Origin of the sequence: Roseibium sp., from assembly GCF_050301095.1 — a bacterium.
Classification (GTDB): domain Bacteria; phylum Pseudomonadota; class Alphaproteobacteria; order Rhizobiales; family Stappiaceae; genus Roseibium.
In genome coordinates, this window is sequence record NZ_JBNKYW010000059.1 from 1 (window position 1) to 18,624 (window position 18,624).

The following is an 18,624-nucleotide window of genomic DNA, read 5'->3' on the forward strand; positions in this document are numbered from 1 at the left end:
GCAAGTTTGGCGGCAATCCCCTCGCGACTGAGCTGGATGAGGCCGTACCCGACCGTCCTGCCATCATGCTGGACTTTACCATCCATGATGCCTGGCTCAACACCAAGGCGTTCGAGCTCGGCGGCGTAACAAAGGACAGTCCGGACAAGTTGGAAGGCGTCTCGTTCTGGGAACGCGATGAGGATGGCAATCCGACGGGTGTCGGCGTCGAAGGGCAATGGATGAAAACCTTTGTCGACATCGGTGCCTGGGATGCCGATACGATGATACCGGAAAGTATCAACAAGCTTTTTCCACTCGCGGCAAGCAACGGTCTGACAGCAGTTCAGAACACCGGCATCGTGACGCCGAACGTCACGGATACGCACGGCGGAATGGAAAGCGATTTCGAGGCGGCGCTCGAATACCTTCATGGCCTGGAAGAAAGCGGCGAACTCGTCCTGCGTACCTTTCCCCAGCCTATGTTCAAGAACATCGATGCCGATCCCAAGCGGTTTATCGATTTTACCGTGAAGATGCGTGACAAGTATGACAGCGACATGCTGCGCGTACAGTCGATCAAGATCCACCCGGAGGGCAACTGGGTCGCGGAGGTTGCGCCCTTTCTCGAACCCTATGAATCCGGCAAGACGGGCTCATTCAACGTCAGACCGGACACCATCAAGGACGTTTTTGTCGAAGCGGCTAAGCAGAATATCGATGGGGCCGCCCACAGCGACAGTTCAGGCACAGCCAGGGCTGTCATTGATGGAATTATCGCGGCAAAGGAGGTCGATCCGAATTCCCGCAGCGCGATCCACCACGCCACCTGGATTCATCCGGACGACCAGAAGAAGATGATCGAGAACAAGATACCGGTCAACGCGACGCCCAGTTTCACCACCGATTGGTCGAATACCGACAAGGATGCTCTGCGCTTGTTGGGCGAAAAGCGGGTGGAAGCCATGTTCGGCAAGTACCAGGATTTCGCCCGCGCCGGAAACTCGGTCTCCATCGCCTCCGATGTTCCCAGCACCCCGGCAGTAATGCAGGCGCCAATGTATGTCATTGGGGTCGCCACGACCAATGTTCAGCCTGAAGACCCGAATTCCAGGGCGTTTCCGCCAAACGTGGAGCCGATGACGATTGCGGAAGCCATCCGAAGCCACACGATCGAAGCGGCCTGGCAAATGCGAATGGAAGACAAGATCGGCAGCCTGGAGGTCGGTAAACTGGCAGACCTTGTCGTGCTGGACCGCAACCCGTTGGAAGAAGATCCAAGTGATCTGGCTGATGTCGAGGTGATCGCGACGATGATGGATGGACGCTTCACCTACGTGAATTCCGAATGGCTCCAGCGAGAAGACCTATGGGGGCTTCGTCCGCATCCGCGCCGCACCGTGCCTTGATAGCTCAACTGTCCGCCGCCCGACTATCGACAAGTCGGGCGGCGTTACCACTCATTCGCTTTGCTTAACGCGCGGGCGCATGTTCCAATTCGTGAAGAGTTGAAGGCTTGAATTGGTGGTTATCACAAAAAGATTGCTCATCGCTGCCGGAGCACTGTCCAACCCGCACATCCGATACCCTTAGCGGGAGTGACAAGACGTCCACCAGCGAGACAAAGTAAGTTGGTCTCTTCCTTCCGGGCTGCCGGTGGAAAGAGGGATTGAGCGAAAGTTATTGCAGAATATGAATGGAGGATCGACATGTTTCGATTTGCTGTCAGCATAGCAGCGTTGATTGCTGCCACCGGCCTTGCCAACGCGCAGACCGCAGCACCTGCCGATTTCGTTTTCACCAACGGCAAGGTCTACACGGTCGATCAGGATAATTCCTGGGCGGAAGCCGTCGCCGTGCGCGGCAACGAGATCGTCTATGTCGGTGACAATGCCGGCGCTGAAGCATTGTCCGGCGACGGCACCGAAACGATCGACCTCGAAGGCAAGATGATGCTGCCCGGCTTCGTCGAGGGGCATTTCCATACGACGACGCAGGGTATCATCCTGCACGGGCCCGACCTGCAGACCGACACCATGGACGAGTTGTTCGCCAAGCTGAAGGAGTATGCAGACGCCAATCCGGATCTGCAGTTCATCAACGGATGGGGCGTCCGGCCCAACCTGTATGGACCTGGCGAACCCACCGCAGCGATGATCGACGCGGTCGTTCCCGACAGGCCAGTCTATCTCTGGCAGGTCGACGGCCATTCGGCATGGATCAATACCAAGGCCATGGAAATGGCAGGGCTCGACAAAGACACCCCCGACACCGTGCCGGGTGCGTCCTATTTTGTGCGTGACGATGACGGCAATCCCACCGGCTACATCGTGGAGGTACCGGCCCAGGTTGAAATTCTGAACAAGTTCGTCACGATTGATGCGGATTATATTCGCGAAGGCATGGCCAGGTGGTTCCCCGAGTATACCAAGGCCGGCATCACTGCCGTTCATGATTTCGGTTGGGCCGGGGTCGACCAGGACATGGCGATCGGGATCCTCAAGGGTTTCGAGGAAGACGGTACGTTGGGGACGCGGATCTACGGCAGCTATTACTGGAACGATGCCAGCATAGACCCGGTACCGATTGCCAAGAGACTACGGGACGAGAACCAGGAAGGCCTGATCCAGGTCTCTGCCCTGAAAATCAATATGGATGGCGACGACGATAAATACAGTGCACTTCTCGTGGACCCGTATTCAGACAATCCCGATGCCGATCCGGAACCCATTCTTCCAATCGACATGATCAACGAAGCGGCCGTGCGTGCCGACAAGGAAAAGCTGCACCTGCTTTGTCACTGTTTCGGGGACCTTGCCGTGCGCACGTTCCTCGATGCGGTCGAGCTGGCAAAAGAGACCAATCCAGACTGGGACCGCAGGGCTGTCGCCTCGCACGCTACATTGGTGCATCCGGACGACTATCCTCGCTTCAAGGAACTGAATGCTACCTACGATACAACAGGCCAGTGGATGGCGCTTGACCCCTACACCGGAGTGATCTCGCCCGAGCGTTATGGCCCGGAACGCATGAAGCGTCTGTTCCCGATCAAGGCGATCCTCGAGGCGGGTGGCAATGTCTCGCTGGGCTCGGATTTCCCGGCCGCCGCCTATGTCGCTGACTACAAGCCGCTCAACGCGATAACGCAAGCGGTAACGCGCCAGATGCTCGGCAAGCCTGATATGGAGATCCTGGGCGGCGAGGACATGCGCCTCACCGTGGCCGAAGCGATCCGGGCCAATACCTACGGCGCGGCCTACGGCACCGCAGAGGAGGACAAGATCGGTTCGCTCGAAGTCGGCAAGTTGGCCGACCTGATCGTGCTGGACCAGAACCTCTTCGAGATCGATCCGCATGACATCCACAAGACCAACGTGCTCTTCACGATGATGGACGGCGTGGTGCGGCACCGCGACGGGCTCTGAAACGCCCGGACATATTGCCTGCTGGGTCCTCTGAGACCTCGGGCACTGCATAGACAGGCCTGCGGGTTGCAGGCTCATGACACTGACAGTTCCGGGCGCTCTGGAATGGACTGTATGCCAGACGCGAAGGCTCTGAAAACCTGCCTGGTTTTCAGAGCCTTCGCAACATTGCAGAAGGGGCCTTCGGCTGCGATCCAAGGGCCGCTAACAGGCTGCGAAGGTTGAGTATTACCCCGGTTCGATCATGATTGGATCTGGCCGCAAAGCGAAGCAGGAAGTGACGTTTCGGATCTTTCCCTGGCCGTCATGAACACCCGGCGATTTGGTGGTATCATCAGTGAACGACACATGAGGTAGAAAGCATGGCTCACTTTATACGCCTCGCACTGCTTGTCCTGCTTTCGGTTACAGGCGTTACCGCGCAAGAAACCGGCGATGTCCTGATTGAGGAAGTTCACCGGGAATTCAAGGGCGACTATGACGGCATGAAGAAGGACAAGGTGGTCAGGGCCCTGATCTCCTATTCTCTCGTCGACTACTATGTCGATCAGGGCCGGGAAATGGGATTTGCGGTTGAATATCTGCGTGTGTTCGAAAAGTTCCTGAACAAGGACATCAAGCGCGAAGCCGACAAGGTCCGGATTGTTCTCATTCCCACCCGACGAGACGTTCTGCTTTCGGACCTGACAGCAGGCAAGGGAGATATCGCTGTTGCCAACCTGACCATCACGGACGAACGCAAGAAACTGGTCGATTTTTCCATTCCGCTTCATTCGGGCGTTGCCGAGCGGATCGTGACCCGCAAGGACCACGAAACACTCAAGGACCTGAGTGACCTGTCAGGCATGGAGGTGCATGTCCGCAAGTCCTCGAGCTATTTTGAAAGCCTTGAAGCCGCCAACAAGAAGCTGAAGACGGACGGTCTCGAGCCTATCAAAATCACAGCAATGTCGGAGTGGCTGGAGGACGAGGATCTGATGGAGATGGTAAGCGCCGGTGCCATCGAGGCCACGGTGATCGACGATTATGCAGGGCAACTCTGGCAGCAGTTCTTCGACAATGTGACTCTGCAGGAAGCCCCGCTGATCCGGACAGAGGGGGAAATAGCCTGGGCGTTCCGAAAAGACAGCCCGCTTCTTGAAGCCCAGGTAAATGCCTTTCTGGAAAAAAACAAGATCGGCACGAAACTGGGCAACATTCTCGGGCGGCGCTACTACTCCGACATAGACAGGCTCATCAATCCGAAATCCGAAGCCTATCTGAAGCGCCTCGATGAACTCATGGTTCATTTCAAGGCGGCCGGAGAAAAATACGGTATCGATCCGGTTCTGCTGGCTGCGCAGGCCTTTCAGGAGTCCCGCTTCAACCACAAGGCCAAGAGCCGGGCCGGAGCCGTCGGCATCATGCAGGTTCTCCCCTCCACCGCCCGCGACAAAAGTGTCGGCATCAAGAATTTCCGGGAGCTTGAAGGCAACATCGAGGCCGGTGCGAAATACAACCGCTTCGTGGCCGACACTTACTTCGACGATCCGGAGATCCCGGATCTGCAACAAATCCTGTTCGTTTTCGCGTCCTACAATGCCGGCCCCAACAGGGTCGCACGGCTCAGGAAAAAGGCGTCCGATCCCAATCTGTGGTTTGAAAGCGTCGAATGGCAGGTTGCCAAATCCGTCGGGGCGGAGCCGGTCAAATACGTCAAGAACATCTATATCTATTACGTGCTCTTCAACGAGATCCTGAAATACGAGGATGCGAAGCCGAAACAGGAAAACGACGGCTGAACAGACCCGGCAGCCGTCCTCACAAGGTTCCTATCAATTGCGGTTGGTATAGCGAAGTCTTCTGTTCGTCATCGAATATCGGACGCTCAGCGCCTCTTTTTGCCATTGCGTGGCTCTGAAGTTTTTAATCACCTGCAGCGTGACATTCCCGACGGCGTCGAAGCCAATCGTGCCAGACTGGATCTCCCGCTTCACGTCAGTATGCAAATCGGTCTGGCCGAAAACGCCCTACCGGTTGCGCGGAGCCTCGCCAGGCGTTTCCCACTGGATCATTCTGATATCTTTTGAACGGCTTGCCCCTTCCCTGTGAAAGAGAACAAGCCTCAGTCCGTCTGTAAAATAAGGGTCATCGGTGTAATTGGTCTTCGGTTCCGTTTCAGCAACGGGACCAACGCCGGCGGCATAGGCAAACGCTTCGAAAGCCCCGGTTTCCGCCGCTTCAAACAGGACATAATCCCGCGCTTCGTCAACTGCGGGGCTGATCTTGTGGGTCACGAAGGTTTTGGCACTGAACTTGATACCAATATCCCGGCTGATCTGGCCCACCCAGACCTCCCGTCCTTTCAAAAGCACCGGCGCTCGCCAGAGACGCAGATGATTGCGTTCATCAACGGTCCGGCGCGCTTTCTGCAAGCCAACGTCCTGCGGGCGGCCGAAGAGGTAAAGCGGGGAGATCGGGGACGTTTTGTAGGAAGACCTGAAAAGCGATGAGGAAACCGTTCGCACAATGCTGCTTTGGGTTTTCGTTTCGGTCAGGTCCCAACCGGAACCGACCAGGGCGGTCAGAATGTCTGTTCCGGACCCCACGAACACCAGATTGAGCGGATCCCCGTTGGTGGTCAGGTCGGGTCCCGAAGCACAGCACGGCAAACTCCCGACATATCGTCTCAATTCTCCCAGGTTCAGGTTCCTGATGTCCTGACCCGCATACTGCTCTTCGAAATCCACATTCAGGAAGTCCGCCTCAAAACCCGGAATCTCCTGCGCGAACTCCACCCTGCGGGTCCGTGTCTCGCTAAAAAGCGAGACCGTGAAGAACTTCGCGCCTTCGGACGCCTTGGCGTAAACGAAGCCTTCTTCGCTTTTTCCGGCGGGTATCACGAGGGGGAAGTGGCGCGCCTCAAATGCGGTACGCGCGGTGTCGAAACTCCCTGTCCGGTGCCTCGACTTCCACGCGATTTCATCCGGTGCAAAATAATCCGGATCAAAGGCAACCGGTGAGAAGACAAGCTCTTCGTTCGAACGATTTTCAACGGCAAGCCAAACAGGCCGGACATCGGCAACGGGTATTGTATCGCTGAATTCAGTCTGGATTTCCTGATTGCTCAAGACAGCAACCGAAACAGCGACATTCCCAACGTGTTTGACTTGCGCACGTTGTCGATAGTGCGGCCCGGTAAAGTCCCGGGCCGAACCGCTTGCACAAGCAGCCACCAGCACCGACAGCAAAAAAATCGCGGTCAGTTGTCCGTAACGCGTCACCAAAGATCTTCTTTTCAGCATTAGCAACGAAGTGGTCTGCCAACTCATCAACCTGCTCCAAAGTCGTAGCTCTGGCGAACCAAGTTGGCAAGCTTCGCCAAATCGGCTGGGCGGCGTCGGTCAAATACCTCAAGAACATCTATATCCATTGCGTGCTCTTCAACGAGATCCCGGCGTAGGCTTCCGGCATACCGGGATTATGCCTCGCGTCGTTTGAATTTGCTCCCAACGAGGGAAAGCACGCGATAACGCGTCCAGCCGAGCCCCTCTTTCAGTTGCTTCTGTTGCCACGGTTGCTGTGGCAACGATAGCCGACGGTGCAACTGGGGTTGTCCTTGGTCGGTGCCAGCCTTGAACGCAGTGTCATGGAACGCTGCATGCAGTAGCTGGCATCGGCAATGAACTTCTCAAACGTGTTGGTGCCAGTCGTCATAACCACACTGCCGCGTTTCTGAACGAGAGCCCTGGCCTGGTCACAAGTCAAATTTCGGGTATCGGGGCGTGCCGGTTGTGCGGCACTGTGCGAAATGGAACCGAAAAACAAAACGCATGCCACGCATGTCCAGCGTGGAAACTGTGGCGTCCGCCAAAGCGAGATGCTGAAGATCATGGACAACTCTCCTGCTATCCGGTTTTCAATTAAGAGCGCAGATCTCCGATGCAGAAAGACCTCTCGTTTCAGTTTCAACGGGTGACCTCCGAAAGCGAGTAACAACGCGTAACCAGGCCTTGCCAGCTTTTCGGTCAATCGAAGTCGAACCCGCCATCGAGATCGTCAAATCCCGCGTCCTCAAAGCCGAGGTCGTCCATCCCGGCGTCTCCCAGGTCCGGCATTTCTATGTCCATCGGGGCGTTACCCAGATCAATGTCCGGTTCCACCGGCATGGGTTCAGGCTCGGGGGCGATGTCCTCGACCGCCGGCAGATTACCTTCATCGGGCAATTCCACTTCTTCCGGAGGTGGGGCAATATCGGGCAGTTCGGGTTCGGGAGCTTCAGGTTCGACGTCGGGCTGTTCGACCGGCTGAAGAGCGGCGTCCTCATCCAGTCCGAAATCCGGATTGTCGAAATCTTCCGCTTCGGGCATGTCCACGCCTTCGACGTTCAAGGCGATGTCGTCTTCAGAGAGGTCGGCCAGATCTTCTTCGACATAGGCTTCGGCGTCGTCCAGATCGGCAGTATCGATCGCATCTTCAAGGATGGCATCGTCTATCTCTGCCTGAAGCGCGTCGTAATAGGCCCAGTCGTAGGGCATATCGATCAGAATGTCGTTGTAGATCCCAATGTAGTTGATCGAAAAATCGTTGCACCAGCCGCCCCACGGTCCCCACCACCAATGGCCTCCCCAGAGAATGCCGTCGATGATGCGGATCGCGACCATGGCCGCCAGGAAATCGCCAAGCGTGTTTCCCGCATTGCGAACCTCGACCGAGCGTTCGCGGATTTCCCGCACCACGCGCATGGCCTTTGGATTGTTTTTGACCTTTGGTTCTATCGCCTTGAGCCTGGCTTCCAGTTCCGCCTGCTTGGTCTTGATCGTTTCAAGTTTCTGCTTCTCGGCAGCGGACAGTTTCCCGCCCTGCTTCTGACGTGCGGCAGCCTTGCTGAAATTTCCCTGCAGGGCCCCGATCGTGTCCTCAAGCCTGGAAAGCGCCTTCCGCACGGACGGATCCTTGGAACCGCTGAGTTCCAGGGCAGCCTGAACCGCGGCGGTGGCGCTCACTGTTTCAGCCAGGGCCTTGTGAAAACTCTCGTCCTTGAACTGCAGGCCGTTGCCGATCTGCGCCACGCTGGTATGGAGACGCTTCAGGCCGGTCCAGAAAGGCTTGGCTTCCCCGGCATCCAGGCGAAGCACCGGGTCCTTGGACTGGCGCGCAGCCCGGATAAGCAGAGCCACCTGACGGTCGGCATTGTCCGCGAGTTGGCCAACACCTGCCGAGGTCTTGTTTGCGGCAGGAGCAGCTTTGGTCTGAGCCCATGCCGCCTGCATCGCGACATGGGAAGGCGAAATGGCAAGTCCTGTTGCCAGAACAAGACTGAGTAAATGTCGGTGTTTCACATTGTATGCCATCAGAACTGTCCCAATTTCAACAAGGCTTTCAGGGTGAGCGCGGTTTCACCCTTGAAAGCTTCTTCCTACTTCGCTCCCGCCGTTTTTGGCAGGACACAGGGTTTTGCCTTTTCGTCGATCAGTTTCGCGCCACCGAATATCCGGGACGTCAGATTGAAGGGCAGCGAAATGATTTCACCGATCGCTCTGCCCGCTGCTGCGTGGATGGGAATAACCTCCGGATTTCCAAGATTCCCCTTGACCTCGAAGGGACTGATGACGTCGACCGCCTGACGGCGCTTTGGACGCGGCGCGAATTTCAGATCGAGGGTTTCTTCCCTGAAATTGACGTTCCCCTCGCCGATCAGCTGGACGTTGCCCGTCTCGATAATGATGGCCTTTCCGGAGGCGACACCCTTCTTGAAACTGAGCGGCAGCACGGCACAGACGAATTTCCCGCTCTGCTTGTCCTCCGGCGGAAACAGCCAGGACACCAGGTTGAGACCTGCCAGGTCGATCATTTCCGTGGGAATGTTTCCGCCCCACAGGGACGTCGTCACACGGCCGCTCAAGGTTTTCAGGAAACCCGCTGCCGACGTCGCTCCGGCATTGATGTCAAAGCTGGAATAGACCGTGCTTGTGACCGGGCTCGTGATGCCAAGTTCCTTCAGAAGCCGAGCCAGATTGAATTTCTCTATCCGTCCCTGGGCAGAGAGCCATGGCGCGTCACCGGAAAGGTTGAAGGAAAAATTACCTTTGACGGCACCGGACAGAAATCGAAGGGAAAAATCCTTCAGGGAAAGAATGCGGTCTTCCAGGTGGATGTCACCCTGCAGGTCGCCGGCTTTCTTGCCGTCAACATCCAGTTCGGAAATATCAACGGACACATCGACGATCAGATTGTCGAAATCGGATCTGTCGATTTCGATGTTCTTGAGATCCGGTGGACCCGAGTAAGCCAGAAGGTCAAGCAAGGGATCGAATTCGCTCAAGGAAAACCGTCCGGACGAAAGGGAGCCGCTCGCATGAAATTTCGTATGTTTGGCTTTCTCGGCGTCCTCGACATCCTGGAAGGTCGCCGCCAGTTCGACATCGGAAGACCCCAGATGCAGCAAACCGTCCATGGACATGCCATTTGAAACAAGCTCTGCTTTCCCCTTGAACACAAGCGAAGTTGTTGCCCCGGAGATTTCTGCGCCGATGGCGGTTCCGTACGCGACAAGATCCGGAATGCCGATCTCGGTCTCGAACTGAAACCGGTCGATAAGACGCAGCGCCGGAACATTGAGGGAAAAGGCGGCTGAAATCAGATCTGACCCCTCAATGCCGCCCTCCAGCTGCGTCAGGCCAAGGAGACCGTCTTCATCCGACAGGGCCACCGTGCCGGCGACCGCGCCCAGCGCAGCTATTTCAGGGACATCCAGCTCCAAAAGGTGAGATGTGGGGAAACGGAACGTTCCGTCAATCCTGACCCCGGAGGCCGCGAGTGCATCTTCAACACTTCCCGTCAGGACAATGGGCGACTGTTGCGGTGTTGGTCCGTCGAGGATTCGAATGTCCTCGAGGGCAATCCTGTCGTCCGGACGTTTTACGATCCGGCCAATGGAAATGGGTCCCAGTTCTTCCAGGTCGAGAGCGGCAATATTGCTGTAGACATGCGTTTCCCTGACACGAAGGGATGACCAGTCGCCGACAAGTTTTCCGCTAAAACCGGTCAAAACGACAACGGCATCGGAGCCCTTGGATGGTGTCTCCGGTGGCGCAAGGCTGCCGGCAAACCGGGTGTCGATGCCACTCGCAAGGGCGAGATTGCCGACCCGTCCGGCCAACGTGTACCGGTCTCCCAGCTTTGTTTCCAGGCTCGCGGAAAGGTTTTCCGCGGAAAGCCTGTCCAGGGCACCCTTCAGCTCCACCTGGACTTCGCCTTCCGCCTCCAGGCTCGTCTCATACCCGAATGCGCCCAGAAGGTCATGAACCGCCGGCGATCCGGCTGACAAACGAGCCTCCATCGACGCGATGTCTTTCGAAATATCAATTCTTCCGTCGAATTCAGCTTTCAGCGATGGCATTACGACGGAGGAAGCAAATGTCTTCAGCAGAGCGTTGGCCGGGTCGTCGAAGATTTGACCGTCAACGGAAATCGGATAGCCGTTCGCTTCAGCGACGAGAGAGACTTTTATGTCCTTGGCACCTGGTTGGCGCTCAAAGCGCAACGTGTCGATCGTGATGCTTTCGTCCCAACCGTTGGCTTTGTCCCGGTACATGACAAGGACATCGGAAAGGACGAGGTTGTTGGAGATAGGGTTCTTGAGAATTTCACTTGGGATCTTTGCCAAATCCCAGCGGTTTTCCGAAAACTCTTCCGGGCCGGCTTCGGCGGAGACCGGACTGACGTCGACGGTCGCACCATACATTCCAAAGCTGTGAATGTCGGCTTCGCCTGCAAGAAGGACACCGTAGGAAACGTCGAGTGTTACTTCCTGAAAAAGGCGACTATAGGCTTCTTGGCTGTCATTCGCGATTTGAGCATCGCGAATGGAGACGCGGATAGTATCGGAAAGCGTAATGGCAACCGGGCCACCGACCTTGACCTTTCGGTCAACGATGCTCTGAAGGATGTGCTCTGCATAGAGCTGCCTGAGTGGCAGCAAAACCCCGGAATAAAGCGCCAACAACACAAAGCCGACCAAACCAGCTCCGGCAAACGCGAGCGAAATCAGGACCCGCCTTGCAGTCGGACGCTTTCTGCCGAGGTCTTTGAGCGCGCCAACAGAGTTTTCTGTGTCCGGCATCCTTTCCTTCCCACCTGAGCGGGCTACTCTCTTCCGGCGAAGCAGGCATTGTGATCGCCCTTGGCCCAATTCCCCGAAATCTAATATTCTTCAAAACGCGCTGCGGGCACAGTCTTCCGTATCATGGCTCTCTGCGTTGAGAAAAAAAGAAACAAATTGTAGCCGCCCAAAAAGACCGGCGCCTGTTCGGCCATTTGACCCGAGCTTAACTCAACTTCCGGCATGGGCGGAGTTGAGTGATCCGAAAAAGTTCGGATTGCGTAAAAAGGACACATTCTGCCAACATCGGAAGTGACGCACCCTGCCTGATCTTTCCATCATCGCCAGGGGAACCCCGTGTTTCGCACATGCTGCGGCAGGTTTGAGGACACAGTATGGATCTACAGGTTGAAACGCACAGCTTCGTTTGTGACGACGTTTTGGAGTTTCCCGATCATTTCCCCGGTTGGGACCTCGATCTGTTGCAGATTTCCGGCGGACGTTTCGACTTCAACCAGTTCCGCGTTCTATTGCCCGGTTTAACCGTCGGAACAAGCGATTTTAGCAGGAGTTTCGAAATGCTGGCCAAGAACAGGGAAGATGTTATTTGCTTCGCGCTAATATTGCACTCAGAAAAACCTTTGCAGTTTCACGGGGTTGAGATCTCGAAACCTCATCTCATCTTGCTGCACCCCGAGACCGAACACGCCCTTTTCTTCTCCGGCCGGACAAGGGTCCTGGATCTTCAGATTAGTCTGAGCACACTTCGACGTCTGGGATGGAAAAAGAACCCCGACAATGTCTATGAACTCTCCGCAAGTGAAATGGAAACTTTCTACAACTGGTGTTCGAACATGAAGAACCTGGATGGAAAGACCGTCAGTCTTGCGTCGTTGTTGAGGATCAGAAACCAAACGCTCTATCTGCTCGCCAAATTGATGGGAGAGAATACTGCTCTCAAGAACAACGACACAACCGCTCACGCTCAGAACTCGGATACCCTGAATACGGTCAAACGTGCCAGATCCGCACTTCGGGCTCTTCCCTTCGATGCCTCGCTGAGAATTCCGGAAATTGCTGACGAGTTGCACATGTCGGACCGGCAGCTCTACAGGGAGTTCAAATCCTCGCTCGGGATTGGACCTTCCCGGTATTTCGAACTCATACGACTGCATGCGCTGCGAGGTTTCCTGAAGCACCCTGACGGTGCTACCACCCCGGTATCGGATGCTGCGAAACAATTCGGTTTTTCAAACGCCGGCCGTATGGCTTTGCGGTATAACGAGCTGTTCTTCGAGCCTCCGAGCCAAACGGCACGCCGGACGAGAAGGCTGACCCCGAATAGCGAATACTGAAAGCAGCTTGAATTGCGCCAAATATTGTTCGAGGAATTTGGACTTGTTCACTCTATCGACGTTGCCATGATTGCAAGGCTAGAACCCTGCGGACAGTCGGAAGCCCTAGGCACCTAGCTGTACAGGCAGCGAAGCCACAAGATCGCGATGCATGCTTGCATAGCGCTTACACGACAAGGCGTGCAGCTCGGAACAAATTGCCAGTCATTGAGTGGAATGGCGCACCGGGGAGGATGAAGATGAGAACTGGTCAATCCGGTTATGCCGCATCTGATCGGTGATCTCGGCGAGCTCGCCGCCGAGTTATCAACGTTTCTTTCCAGCAGCATCCGGCCGAGTTGCGCGCCCATGTCGGCCGTTCGTAGCTTGTTTAACGAATCTCTATGGCAGCCGTTTGGTGTGACGCGCCCATTGGCCACGACCTGTCACCGCCAATTTTGAATTCGAATACGTGTAAGCAGTTCATGGAGCGCGCAAATAGTCTGCCCTCCACAATGGCCGCATGTTGAGGGGTACGCCGCAATTCGCCTACTGTACGAGCGTGATGAGCGACGGAGTGGAAGCATTTCGAAGCAGTGACACAATTCATGAAGAGAGCCATCGGCAGCAGCAACGCTTCCCTCCCAGTCAAAGCGCAGTCAAAGCGGCATCGAGCGTCTCCAACGCGAGATCCGCGTGGTGTTTTCCGAAGACCAGCGGCGGGCGGATCTTCATGATATTCGCATCCCAACCGATCCTGGAAACCAGAACGCCGTTGTCCTTCATCCACTCCACGGCGCGAATCGTTTCTTCCCCTGCAGGTGCCTTTGAGGTGCGGTCACGCACAAGCTCTACGGCCAAAAAGAAACCCTTGCCGCGCACGTCGCCAATGATGTCATGCTTTTCAGCAAGAGCGTTCAACCCGGTCAACAGATGGCGGGAGGTTTCCTTGACATTGGCGAGCAGATTGTCACGGGATACGACTTCCAAAACTGCCTTTCCGACTTCGGCCGAGACCGGGTTGCCGGCAAAGGTGTTGAAATAGTCACCGCCTCTGTCGACGTATTCCTGCATGATGGCGGGTGTCGTTGCCGTTACCGCCAGCGGATGGCCGCCCCCCATCGGCTTGCCCATGGCGATAATGTCCGGAGTTACGCCGCTGTCCATCACACCCCAGTAGTTGTCGCCAAGCCGGCACAGGCCCGACTGGATCTCGTCGGCAATTATCAGGCCACCCGCGGCACGGACCTTGGCGAACAACTTCTGCTGATAGGCCGGAGGAGGCGCAAAGATCCCGGGGCTGTCGTAGATCGAGTCGATCAGAAGTGCCGCCACACCGTGGCCACGATCCTTCAGCACTTCGATTGCCTCGTCGACCAGACCTGCATGGTGGTCGGCAAAAGCCTCTGGATCGCCGGAATAGCGGCCGCGATATGTGTTGGGCGCGTCAATCTCGTAGACATAGTCCGGGGCCGCTTCATCACGAATTTCCGGAGACAGTTCGCGAATAAGCGTCGTGCTGCCGTGATAGGCCCTGTTGAGAATGATCAGGCCAAAGTTTCCGGTTACCCGGCGTGCGATCTGGCAGGCGTAGTCGTTGGCCTCAGAACCGGTGCAGACAAGATTTGCAATCGAGATTTCGCCGGGCAGGGTTTCGGCCAGCATTTCGGCATATTCAACCGCCGAATTATGCAGGTAGCGCGTGTGTGTGTTCAGCTTCTGGGCTTGCCGGTAAAGCGCCTCGACTACATCGGGGTGGCAGTGCCCGACGGATGCGACGTTGTTATAGCAGTCGAGGTACTTGCGGCCGTCTTCATCCCACATCCAGACCCCTTTCCCTTTCACGAGGTGCACAGGCTCCTGGTAGAAATGCACGTAGGCCGGGCCCAACGATTTGACGCGGCGCTCAAGCAGCTTTTGCGTGGCAGGTGTATTGAGCATTGTATCAGTCCATCTTTCCCGCCGCGTCCAATATGCGGCAGGTGAAATCCGAGGAATTTGCGGCCAGCTGGTTTCGCAAAGCTTCGATCGAGCGTGGAAGATCGCTCGCGGCGAGTTCCGTGGAGCCTGGAAGATCATGCCAGACGCGGAAGTTCAGCAACTCTACAGTCAGGATTTGTCGCGCCAGTATTGCGTCATACAAATAGGGCAACTGGCCCACGGGAAGCCGGGAGACAGAGCTGTAGCCCTTCAAAAAGGCCACCGTCGTCGCAACCGGATCGTCGCTGCGTTCAAAGAGGCTGCTGAGCGAAATCGCCATGTCCTGAACCAGCGGCCCGGCCACCAGGTCCCCGAAGTCGATGAGGCCGCACACCCGGACATTTTCCTCCGGATCGACAATAACGTTTCCGGTGTGGGCGTCATTGTGGATCACCTGGTGTGGCATCGCGCGTATTTTCGGCAGACTTGTTTCTGCCAGCCGCGCGATTTCCGGCATGCAGGCTTTGACAAGATCCGCCGGCAGGTATTCCCCGACCATTTGCGAAGATTCCAACAGCCCGTTCTTGATATCCCAAGGCATGAAATGGCGCTGTGCGGGATGTGAGTAACTCGCAAGGGCTCGATTGAGGCTTCCCAAAAGAGCGCCCACTCCGCGCGAAACTTCGTCCCCCTCCCAGGGAACACTGACCAAAGGGCGGCCGGGAACAAAGCTCAGCAGCCGCATCGAGTAGTCTTGCTCTTCATATTCGATGGGAACAGTCAGCGCACCGTCGTTTGTGCGGATCATGCGGGGCACAGGCAAGTCTTCACCATGTGCAGCCAGATGCTCCAGAGCCGAAATCTGAAAATCGATCTGTGCGGGATCCTCAAGAGGACTGGCCACCTTCAGGAGGTATCCGGAACCTTCTTGAGGTCTAAGCCAAAAATTCTGATCACGTTCACCGGCGAGCGGAACCATCCGGCCTTCCAGGCCAAAGGCGTTTTTTGCGGCCTCGGCCAATATCGGTAACGGCACATTCGGAGGCGTGAAACGCAGGTCGGCTACGGTGAGCGTTTTGCGCAGGGCATCGTTGGTGTGTGGGTTCGTTCTAAGCATGTCGGCATTGAACCCGTTCACAACGAACCTCGCCATATGTCACATCTTATAGATCGCAAGGTCGTTGCGCGGCAGCATCAAAATATGGCCGGCCTGCCCCTAAAAACGGACCAACGGACAGGGGCAGATCAGATCCTTCTGAAACATCAAGAACCGCCATATTCACGACGAGCACCCTGGTGTTCCAGTTGCAATTGCGCTTATGCATCGCCCTGTCGAAATCGAACCATTAGTGACTGTCAGAGTGATCTTTCACTTCCGATTTCGAACAACGCAAAAGTCCCGACGGATCTCACGCATCGGGCGCTCTGGCAGGCGTCAGTTGATCTCACCTATACAGAGATACTTGACCTCGAGAAAATCCTCGGTGCCGTATTTTGAGCCCTCGCGGCCAAGGCCGGATTGCTTGACCCCGCCAAACGGTGCGACCTCCGTCGAGATCAGGCCGGTGTTGATGCCGACCATGCCGGATTCCAGCGCCTCGGCCACCCGCCAGACGCGGGCAAGGTCTCGGCTGTAGAAATACGCTGCCAACCCGAATTCGGTATCGTTGGCCATGGCGAGAACGTCGGCCTCCTCCTCGAAGCGGAACAGCGGCGCCAGGGGGCCAAAGGTTTCTTCCCTGGCAACGACCATGTCCGGGGTGACACCGGTCAGGACGGTGGGTTCGTAGAAGGTGCCGCCGAGACCGGACCGCTTGCCACCGGTTGCGACTGTGGCGCCTTTTTCCAAGGCGTCCGCCACGTGGCTTTCGACCTTGGCAACGGCAGCTTCGTTGATAAGCGGACCAGTGGTGACGCCATCATCAAAGCCGTTGCCGATCTTCAGCTCGTGCGACTTGGCCGTCAGTTTCGCGGCGAATTCGTCATAGACACCCGCCTGCACGTAGATGCGGTTGGCGCAGACGCACGTCTGTCCGTTGTTGCGGTACTTGGCGATCATGGCACCCTCGACCGCGGCATCCAGATCGGCGTCGTCAAACACTATGAAGGGCGCGTTGCCTCCCAGTTCCAGCGACATCTTCTTGATCGTGTCCGAGCACTGGCTCATGAGGATCTTGCCGACGCGGGTCGAGCCGGTGAAGGTGATCTTTGCGATCTTCTGGTTTGCGCAAAGCTCTTTGCCCACGCCCGCGCTGTCCGATGACGGGATCACGTTGAACACGCCGGCCGGGATGCCGGCGCGTTCACCCAGAACCGCCATCGCCAGCGCGGACAGCGGGGTCAGCTCCGCCGGACGCGCCACGAAGGTGCATCCCACCGCCAACGCCGGGGCGACCTTGCGGGCGATCATGGCATTGGGGAAGTTCCACGGCGTGATCGAACCGACGACGCCAACGGGCTGTTTCAGCACCACGATGCGCTTGTCGCGCTGGTGGCCCGGGATCACGTCGCCATAGATGCGCTTGGCCTCTTCGGCGAACCACTCGATGAAGCTGGCGCCATACATGATCTCGCCACGGGCCTCGGGCCAGGGCTTACCCATCTCGGCGGTGAGGATAGTGGCCAGATCGTCGGCATTTTCCACCATCAGATCAAACCACCTGCGCATGACGGCGCTGCGTTCCTTGCCCGTCCATGCCGCCCAGTCGGCTTGCGCCGCGTGCGCGGCATCAATCGCCGCCGAGGTGTCAGCCACGCTCAGGTCGGCGACATTGGCGATCAGATCGCCCGTGGCAGGATTGCAGACGGGGAAAGTCCGGCCTGTTTCGATCCAGCGTCCGTTCACATATGCGCGGCATTCAAGCAGCGCTGGATCCTTCAGATCAAGCATCGTGATTTCATCTTTCCGAACAAGCATGTCTGGCTCCCGTAACGATTTCTTCCGAACCATTCATGTCCGGTACGGAACACCCGGCAAAATGCAGAGCATTTCGTAAAGCAGGTTTGCCGCAATGGTGGCGGTGTTTCCGGAGGGGTCATAGGGGGGCGAAACCTCGACCAAATCGCAGCCGACCATATTCAGGCCCTTGCAGCCACGGACGATTTCCAGAGCCTGGCTGGTCATGAGCCCGCCCATTTCCACGGTCCCGGTACCCGGTGCGCAGGCCGGGTCAAGACTGTCGATATCAAACGTCAGATAAACAGGATTGTCTCCGATCTTGGCACGGATCTCTTCCATCAGTGGTGCGAGGGACTTGTACCAAAGCTCTTCGGCGTGAAAGACGGTAAAGCCCCAACTGCGTGCGATATCGAAATCGTCAGCACCGTAACCGGTGCCGCGCAATCCGATCTGGAACGTGCTGTGCGCATCGATCAAACCTTCTTCATAGGCACGGCGAAACGGTGTTCCATGAGCGATTTTCTCGCCAAACATCTGCTCGTTGATATCGGCATGAGCGTCTACGTGGATCAGTGCGACAGGCCCGTGTTTCTTATGGATTGAACGCAGGACCGGATAGCTCAATGTGTGATCGCCTCCCATGGTCAGCGGGATCACGTCATTCCTGAGCACCTCGTCGTAAAAGTCGGTGATGCGGCGCACCGTGTCCTTGAGATCGAAGGTGTTGATCGGCACATCCCCGATGTCCGCCACCTGCAAGCCGTCAAAGGGGGCCGCCTTGGTCCACATGTTATAAGGCCGCATCATCGCGCTTTCGGCACGAATTTGGCGCGGCCCGAAGCGAGTGCCGGGCCGGTGGCTGGCGCCGATATCCATCGGAATACCGATAAAGGCTGCATCCAGGCCTTCAGCGTTTTCCGCCGCGGGCAACCGCATGAAGGTGGCCGGACCGCCAAAACGCGGCATGTCATTGCCGCCTAAAGG

12 protein-coding genes are annotated in these 18,624 nt (G+C 56.8%); 4 read left to right on the plus strand and 8 right to left on the minus strand.

Translation table 11 applies throughout. The features are described from left to right. From ACQY7U_RS05275 to ACQY7U_RS05285, 3 genes are all read left to right on the plus strand, one after another. Positions 1-1,388, plus strand: a 1,388-nt coding sequence (locus tag ACQY7U_RS05275; RefSeq protein ID WP_428642699.1) for an amidohydrolase, incomplete at its 5' end; no start/stop codon positions are given. A gap of 300 nt (positions 1,389-1,688) precedes the next feature. Then, positions 1,689-3,404, plus strand: coding sequence for an amidohydrolase (locus ACQY7U_RS05280; protein WP_428642700.1), 1,716 nt, complete (start codon positions 1,689-1,691; stop codon positions 3,402-3,404). Positions 3,405-3,766: 362 nt separating this feature from the next. Further along, positions 3,767-5,185 (plus strand): transglycosylase SLT domain-containing protein, encoded by a 1,419-nt coding sequence (locus ACQY7U_RS05285; protein WP_428642701.1) that lies wholly within the window; start codon positions 3,767-3,769, stop codon positions 5,183-5,185. 228 nt (positions 5,186-5,413) lie between these two features. Here the strand turns inward: ACQY7U_RS05285 and ACQY7U_RS05290 are convergent, their stop codons facing one another. The 4 genes from ACQY7U_RS05290 to ACQY7U_RS05305 all read right to left on the minus strand — a co-directional run bounded on the left by ACQY7U_RS05290 (position 5,414) and on the right by ACQY7U_RS05305 (position 11,508). Then, on the minus strand, positions 5,414-6,514 hold the full coding sequence (locus ACQY7U_RS05290) for an LssY C-terminal domain-containing protein (protein WP_428642702.1): 1,101 nt from the start codon (positions 6,512-6,514) through the stop codon (positions 5,414-5,416). A gap of 424 nt (positions 6,515-6,938) precedes the next feature. Next, positions 6,939-7,277, minus strand: coding sequence for a hypothetical protein (locus ACQY7U_RS05295; RefSeq protein WP_428642704.1), 339 nt, complete (start codon positions 7,275-7,277; stop codon positions 6,939-6,941). A gap of 134 nt (positions 7,278-7,411) precedes the next feature. Then, positions 7,412-8,737, minus strand: coding sequence for a hypothetical protein (locus tag ACQY7U_RS05300; protein WP_428642705.1), 1,326 nt, complete (start codon positions 8,735-8,737; stop codon positions 7,412-7,414). Between the two features lie 65 nt (positions 8,738-8,802). After that, a complete protein-coding gene (locus ACQY7U_RS05305) occupies positions 8,803-11,508 on the minus strand; it encodes an AsmA-like C-terminal region-containing protein (protein ID WP_428642706.1) in 2,706 nt (901 codons plus the stop codon). Positions 11,509-11,882: 374 nt separating this feature from the next. Here ACQY7U_RS05305 and ACQY7U_RS05310 point away from each other — a divergent pair, with 374 nt between their 5' ends. Continuing rightward, entirely contained in the window at positions 11,883-12,842 is a 960-nt protein-coding gene (locus ACQY7U_RS05310; protein WP_428642707.1) for a helix-turn-helix domain-containing protein, read from the plus strand. Positions 12,843-13,469: 627 nt separating this feature from the next. Here the strand turns inward: ACQY7U_RS05310 and ACQY7U_RS05315 are convergent. The 4 genes from ACQY7U_RS05315 to speB all read right to left on the minus strand — a co-directional run bounded on the left by ACQY7U_RS05315 (position 13,470) and on the right by speB (position 18,606). Next, a complete protein-coding gene (locus ACQY7U_RS05315; protein WP_428642708.1) occupies positions 13,470-14,762 on the minus strand; it encodes an aspartate aminotransferase family protein in 1,293 nt (430 codons plus the stop codon). Positions 14,763-14,766: 4 nt separating this feature from the next. Continuing rightward, positions 14,767-15,894, minus strand: coding sequence for a phosphotransferase (locus ACQY7U_RS05320; protein WP_428642709.1), 1,128 nt, complete (start codon positions 15,892-15,894; stop codon positions 14,767-14,769). A gap of 282 nt (positions 15,895-16,176) precedes the next feature. Further along, positions 16,177-17,658 (minus strand): NAD-dependent succinate-semialdehyde dehydrogenase, encoded by a 1,482-nt coding sequence (locus ACQY7U_RS05325; RefSeq protein ID WP_428642710.1) that lies wholly within the window; start codon positions 17,656-17,658, stop codon positions 16,177-16,179. A gap of 33 nt (positions 17,659-17,691) precedes the next feature. Continuing rightward, the gene (gene speB / locus ACQY7U_RS05330; protein ID WP_428642711.1) at positions 17,692-18,606 is read right to left on the minus strand and encodes an agmatinase; all 915 of its coding nucleotides are present in this window, start codon (positions 18,604-18,606) and stop codon (positions 17,692-17,694) included. Positions 18,607-18,624 lie beyond the last annotated feature (18 nt).

Excerpts from the sequence above, each read along its gene's own strand:
- speB (WP_428642711.1), bottom strand. The coding sequence starts at position 18,606 with ATGCCGCGTTTTGGCGGTCCGGCCACCTTCATGCGGTTGCCCGCGGCG.
- ACQY7U_RS05295 (WP_428642704.1), bottom strand. The coding sequence starts at position 7,277 with ATGATCTTCAGCATCTCGCTTTGGCGGACGCCACAGTTTCCACGCTGG.
- ACQY7U_RS05315 (WP_428642708.1), bottom strand. The coding sequence starts at position 14,762 with ATGCTCAATACACCTGCCACGCAAAAGCTGCTTGAGCGCCGCGTCAAA.
- ACQY7U_RS05280 (WP_428642700.1), top strand. The coding sequence starts at position 1,689 with ATGTTTCGATTTGCTGTCAGCATAGCAGCGTTGATTGCTGCCACCGGC.
- ACQY7U_RS05300 (WP_428642705.1), bottom strand. The coding sequence starts at position 8,737 with ATGGCATACAATGTGAAACACCGACATTTACTCAGTCTTGTTCTGGCA.
- ACQY7U_RS05325 (WP_428642710.1), bottom strand. The coding sequence starts at position 17,658 with ATGCTTGTTCGGAAAGATGAAATCACGATGCTTGATCTGAAGGATCCA.
- ACQY7U_RS05320 (WP_428642709.1), bottom strand. The coding sequence starts at position 15,894 with ATGGCGAGGTTCGTTGTGAACGGGTTCAATGCCGACATGCTTAGAACG.
- ACQY7U_RS05285 (WP_428642701.1), top strand. The coding sequence starts at position 3,767 with ATGGCTCACTTTATACGCCTCGCACTGCTTGTCCTGCTTTCGGTTACA.
- ACQY7U_RS05305 (WP_428642706.1), bottom strand. The coding sequence starts at position 11,508 with ATGCCGGACACAGAAAACTCTGTTGGCGCGCTCAAAGACCTCGGCAGA.
- ACQY7U_RS05310 (WP_428642707.1), top strand. The coding sequence starts at position 11,883 with ATGGATCTACAGGTTGAAACGCACAGCTTCGTTTGTGACGACGTTTTG.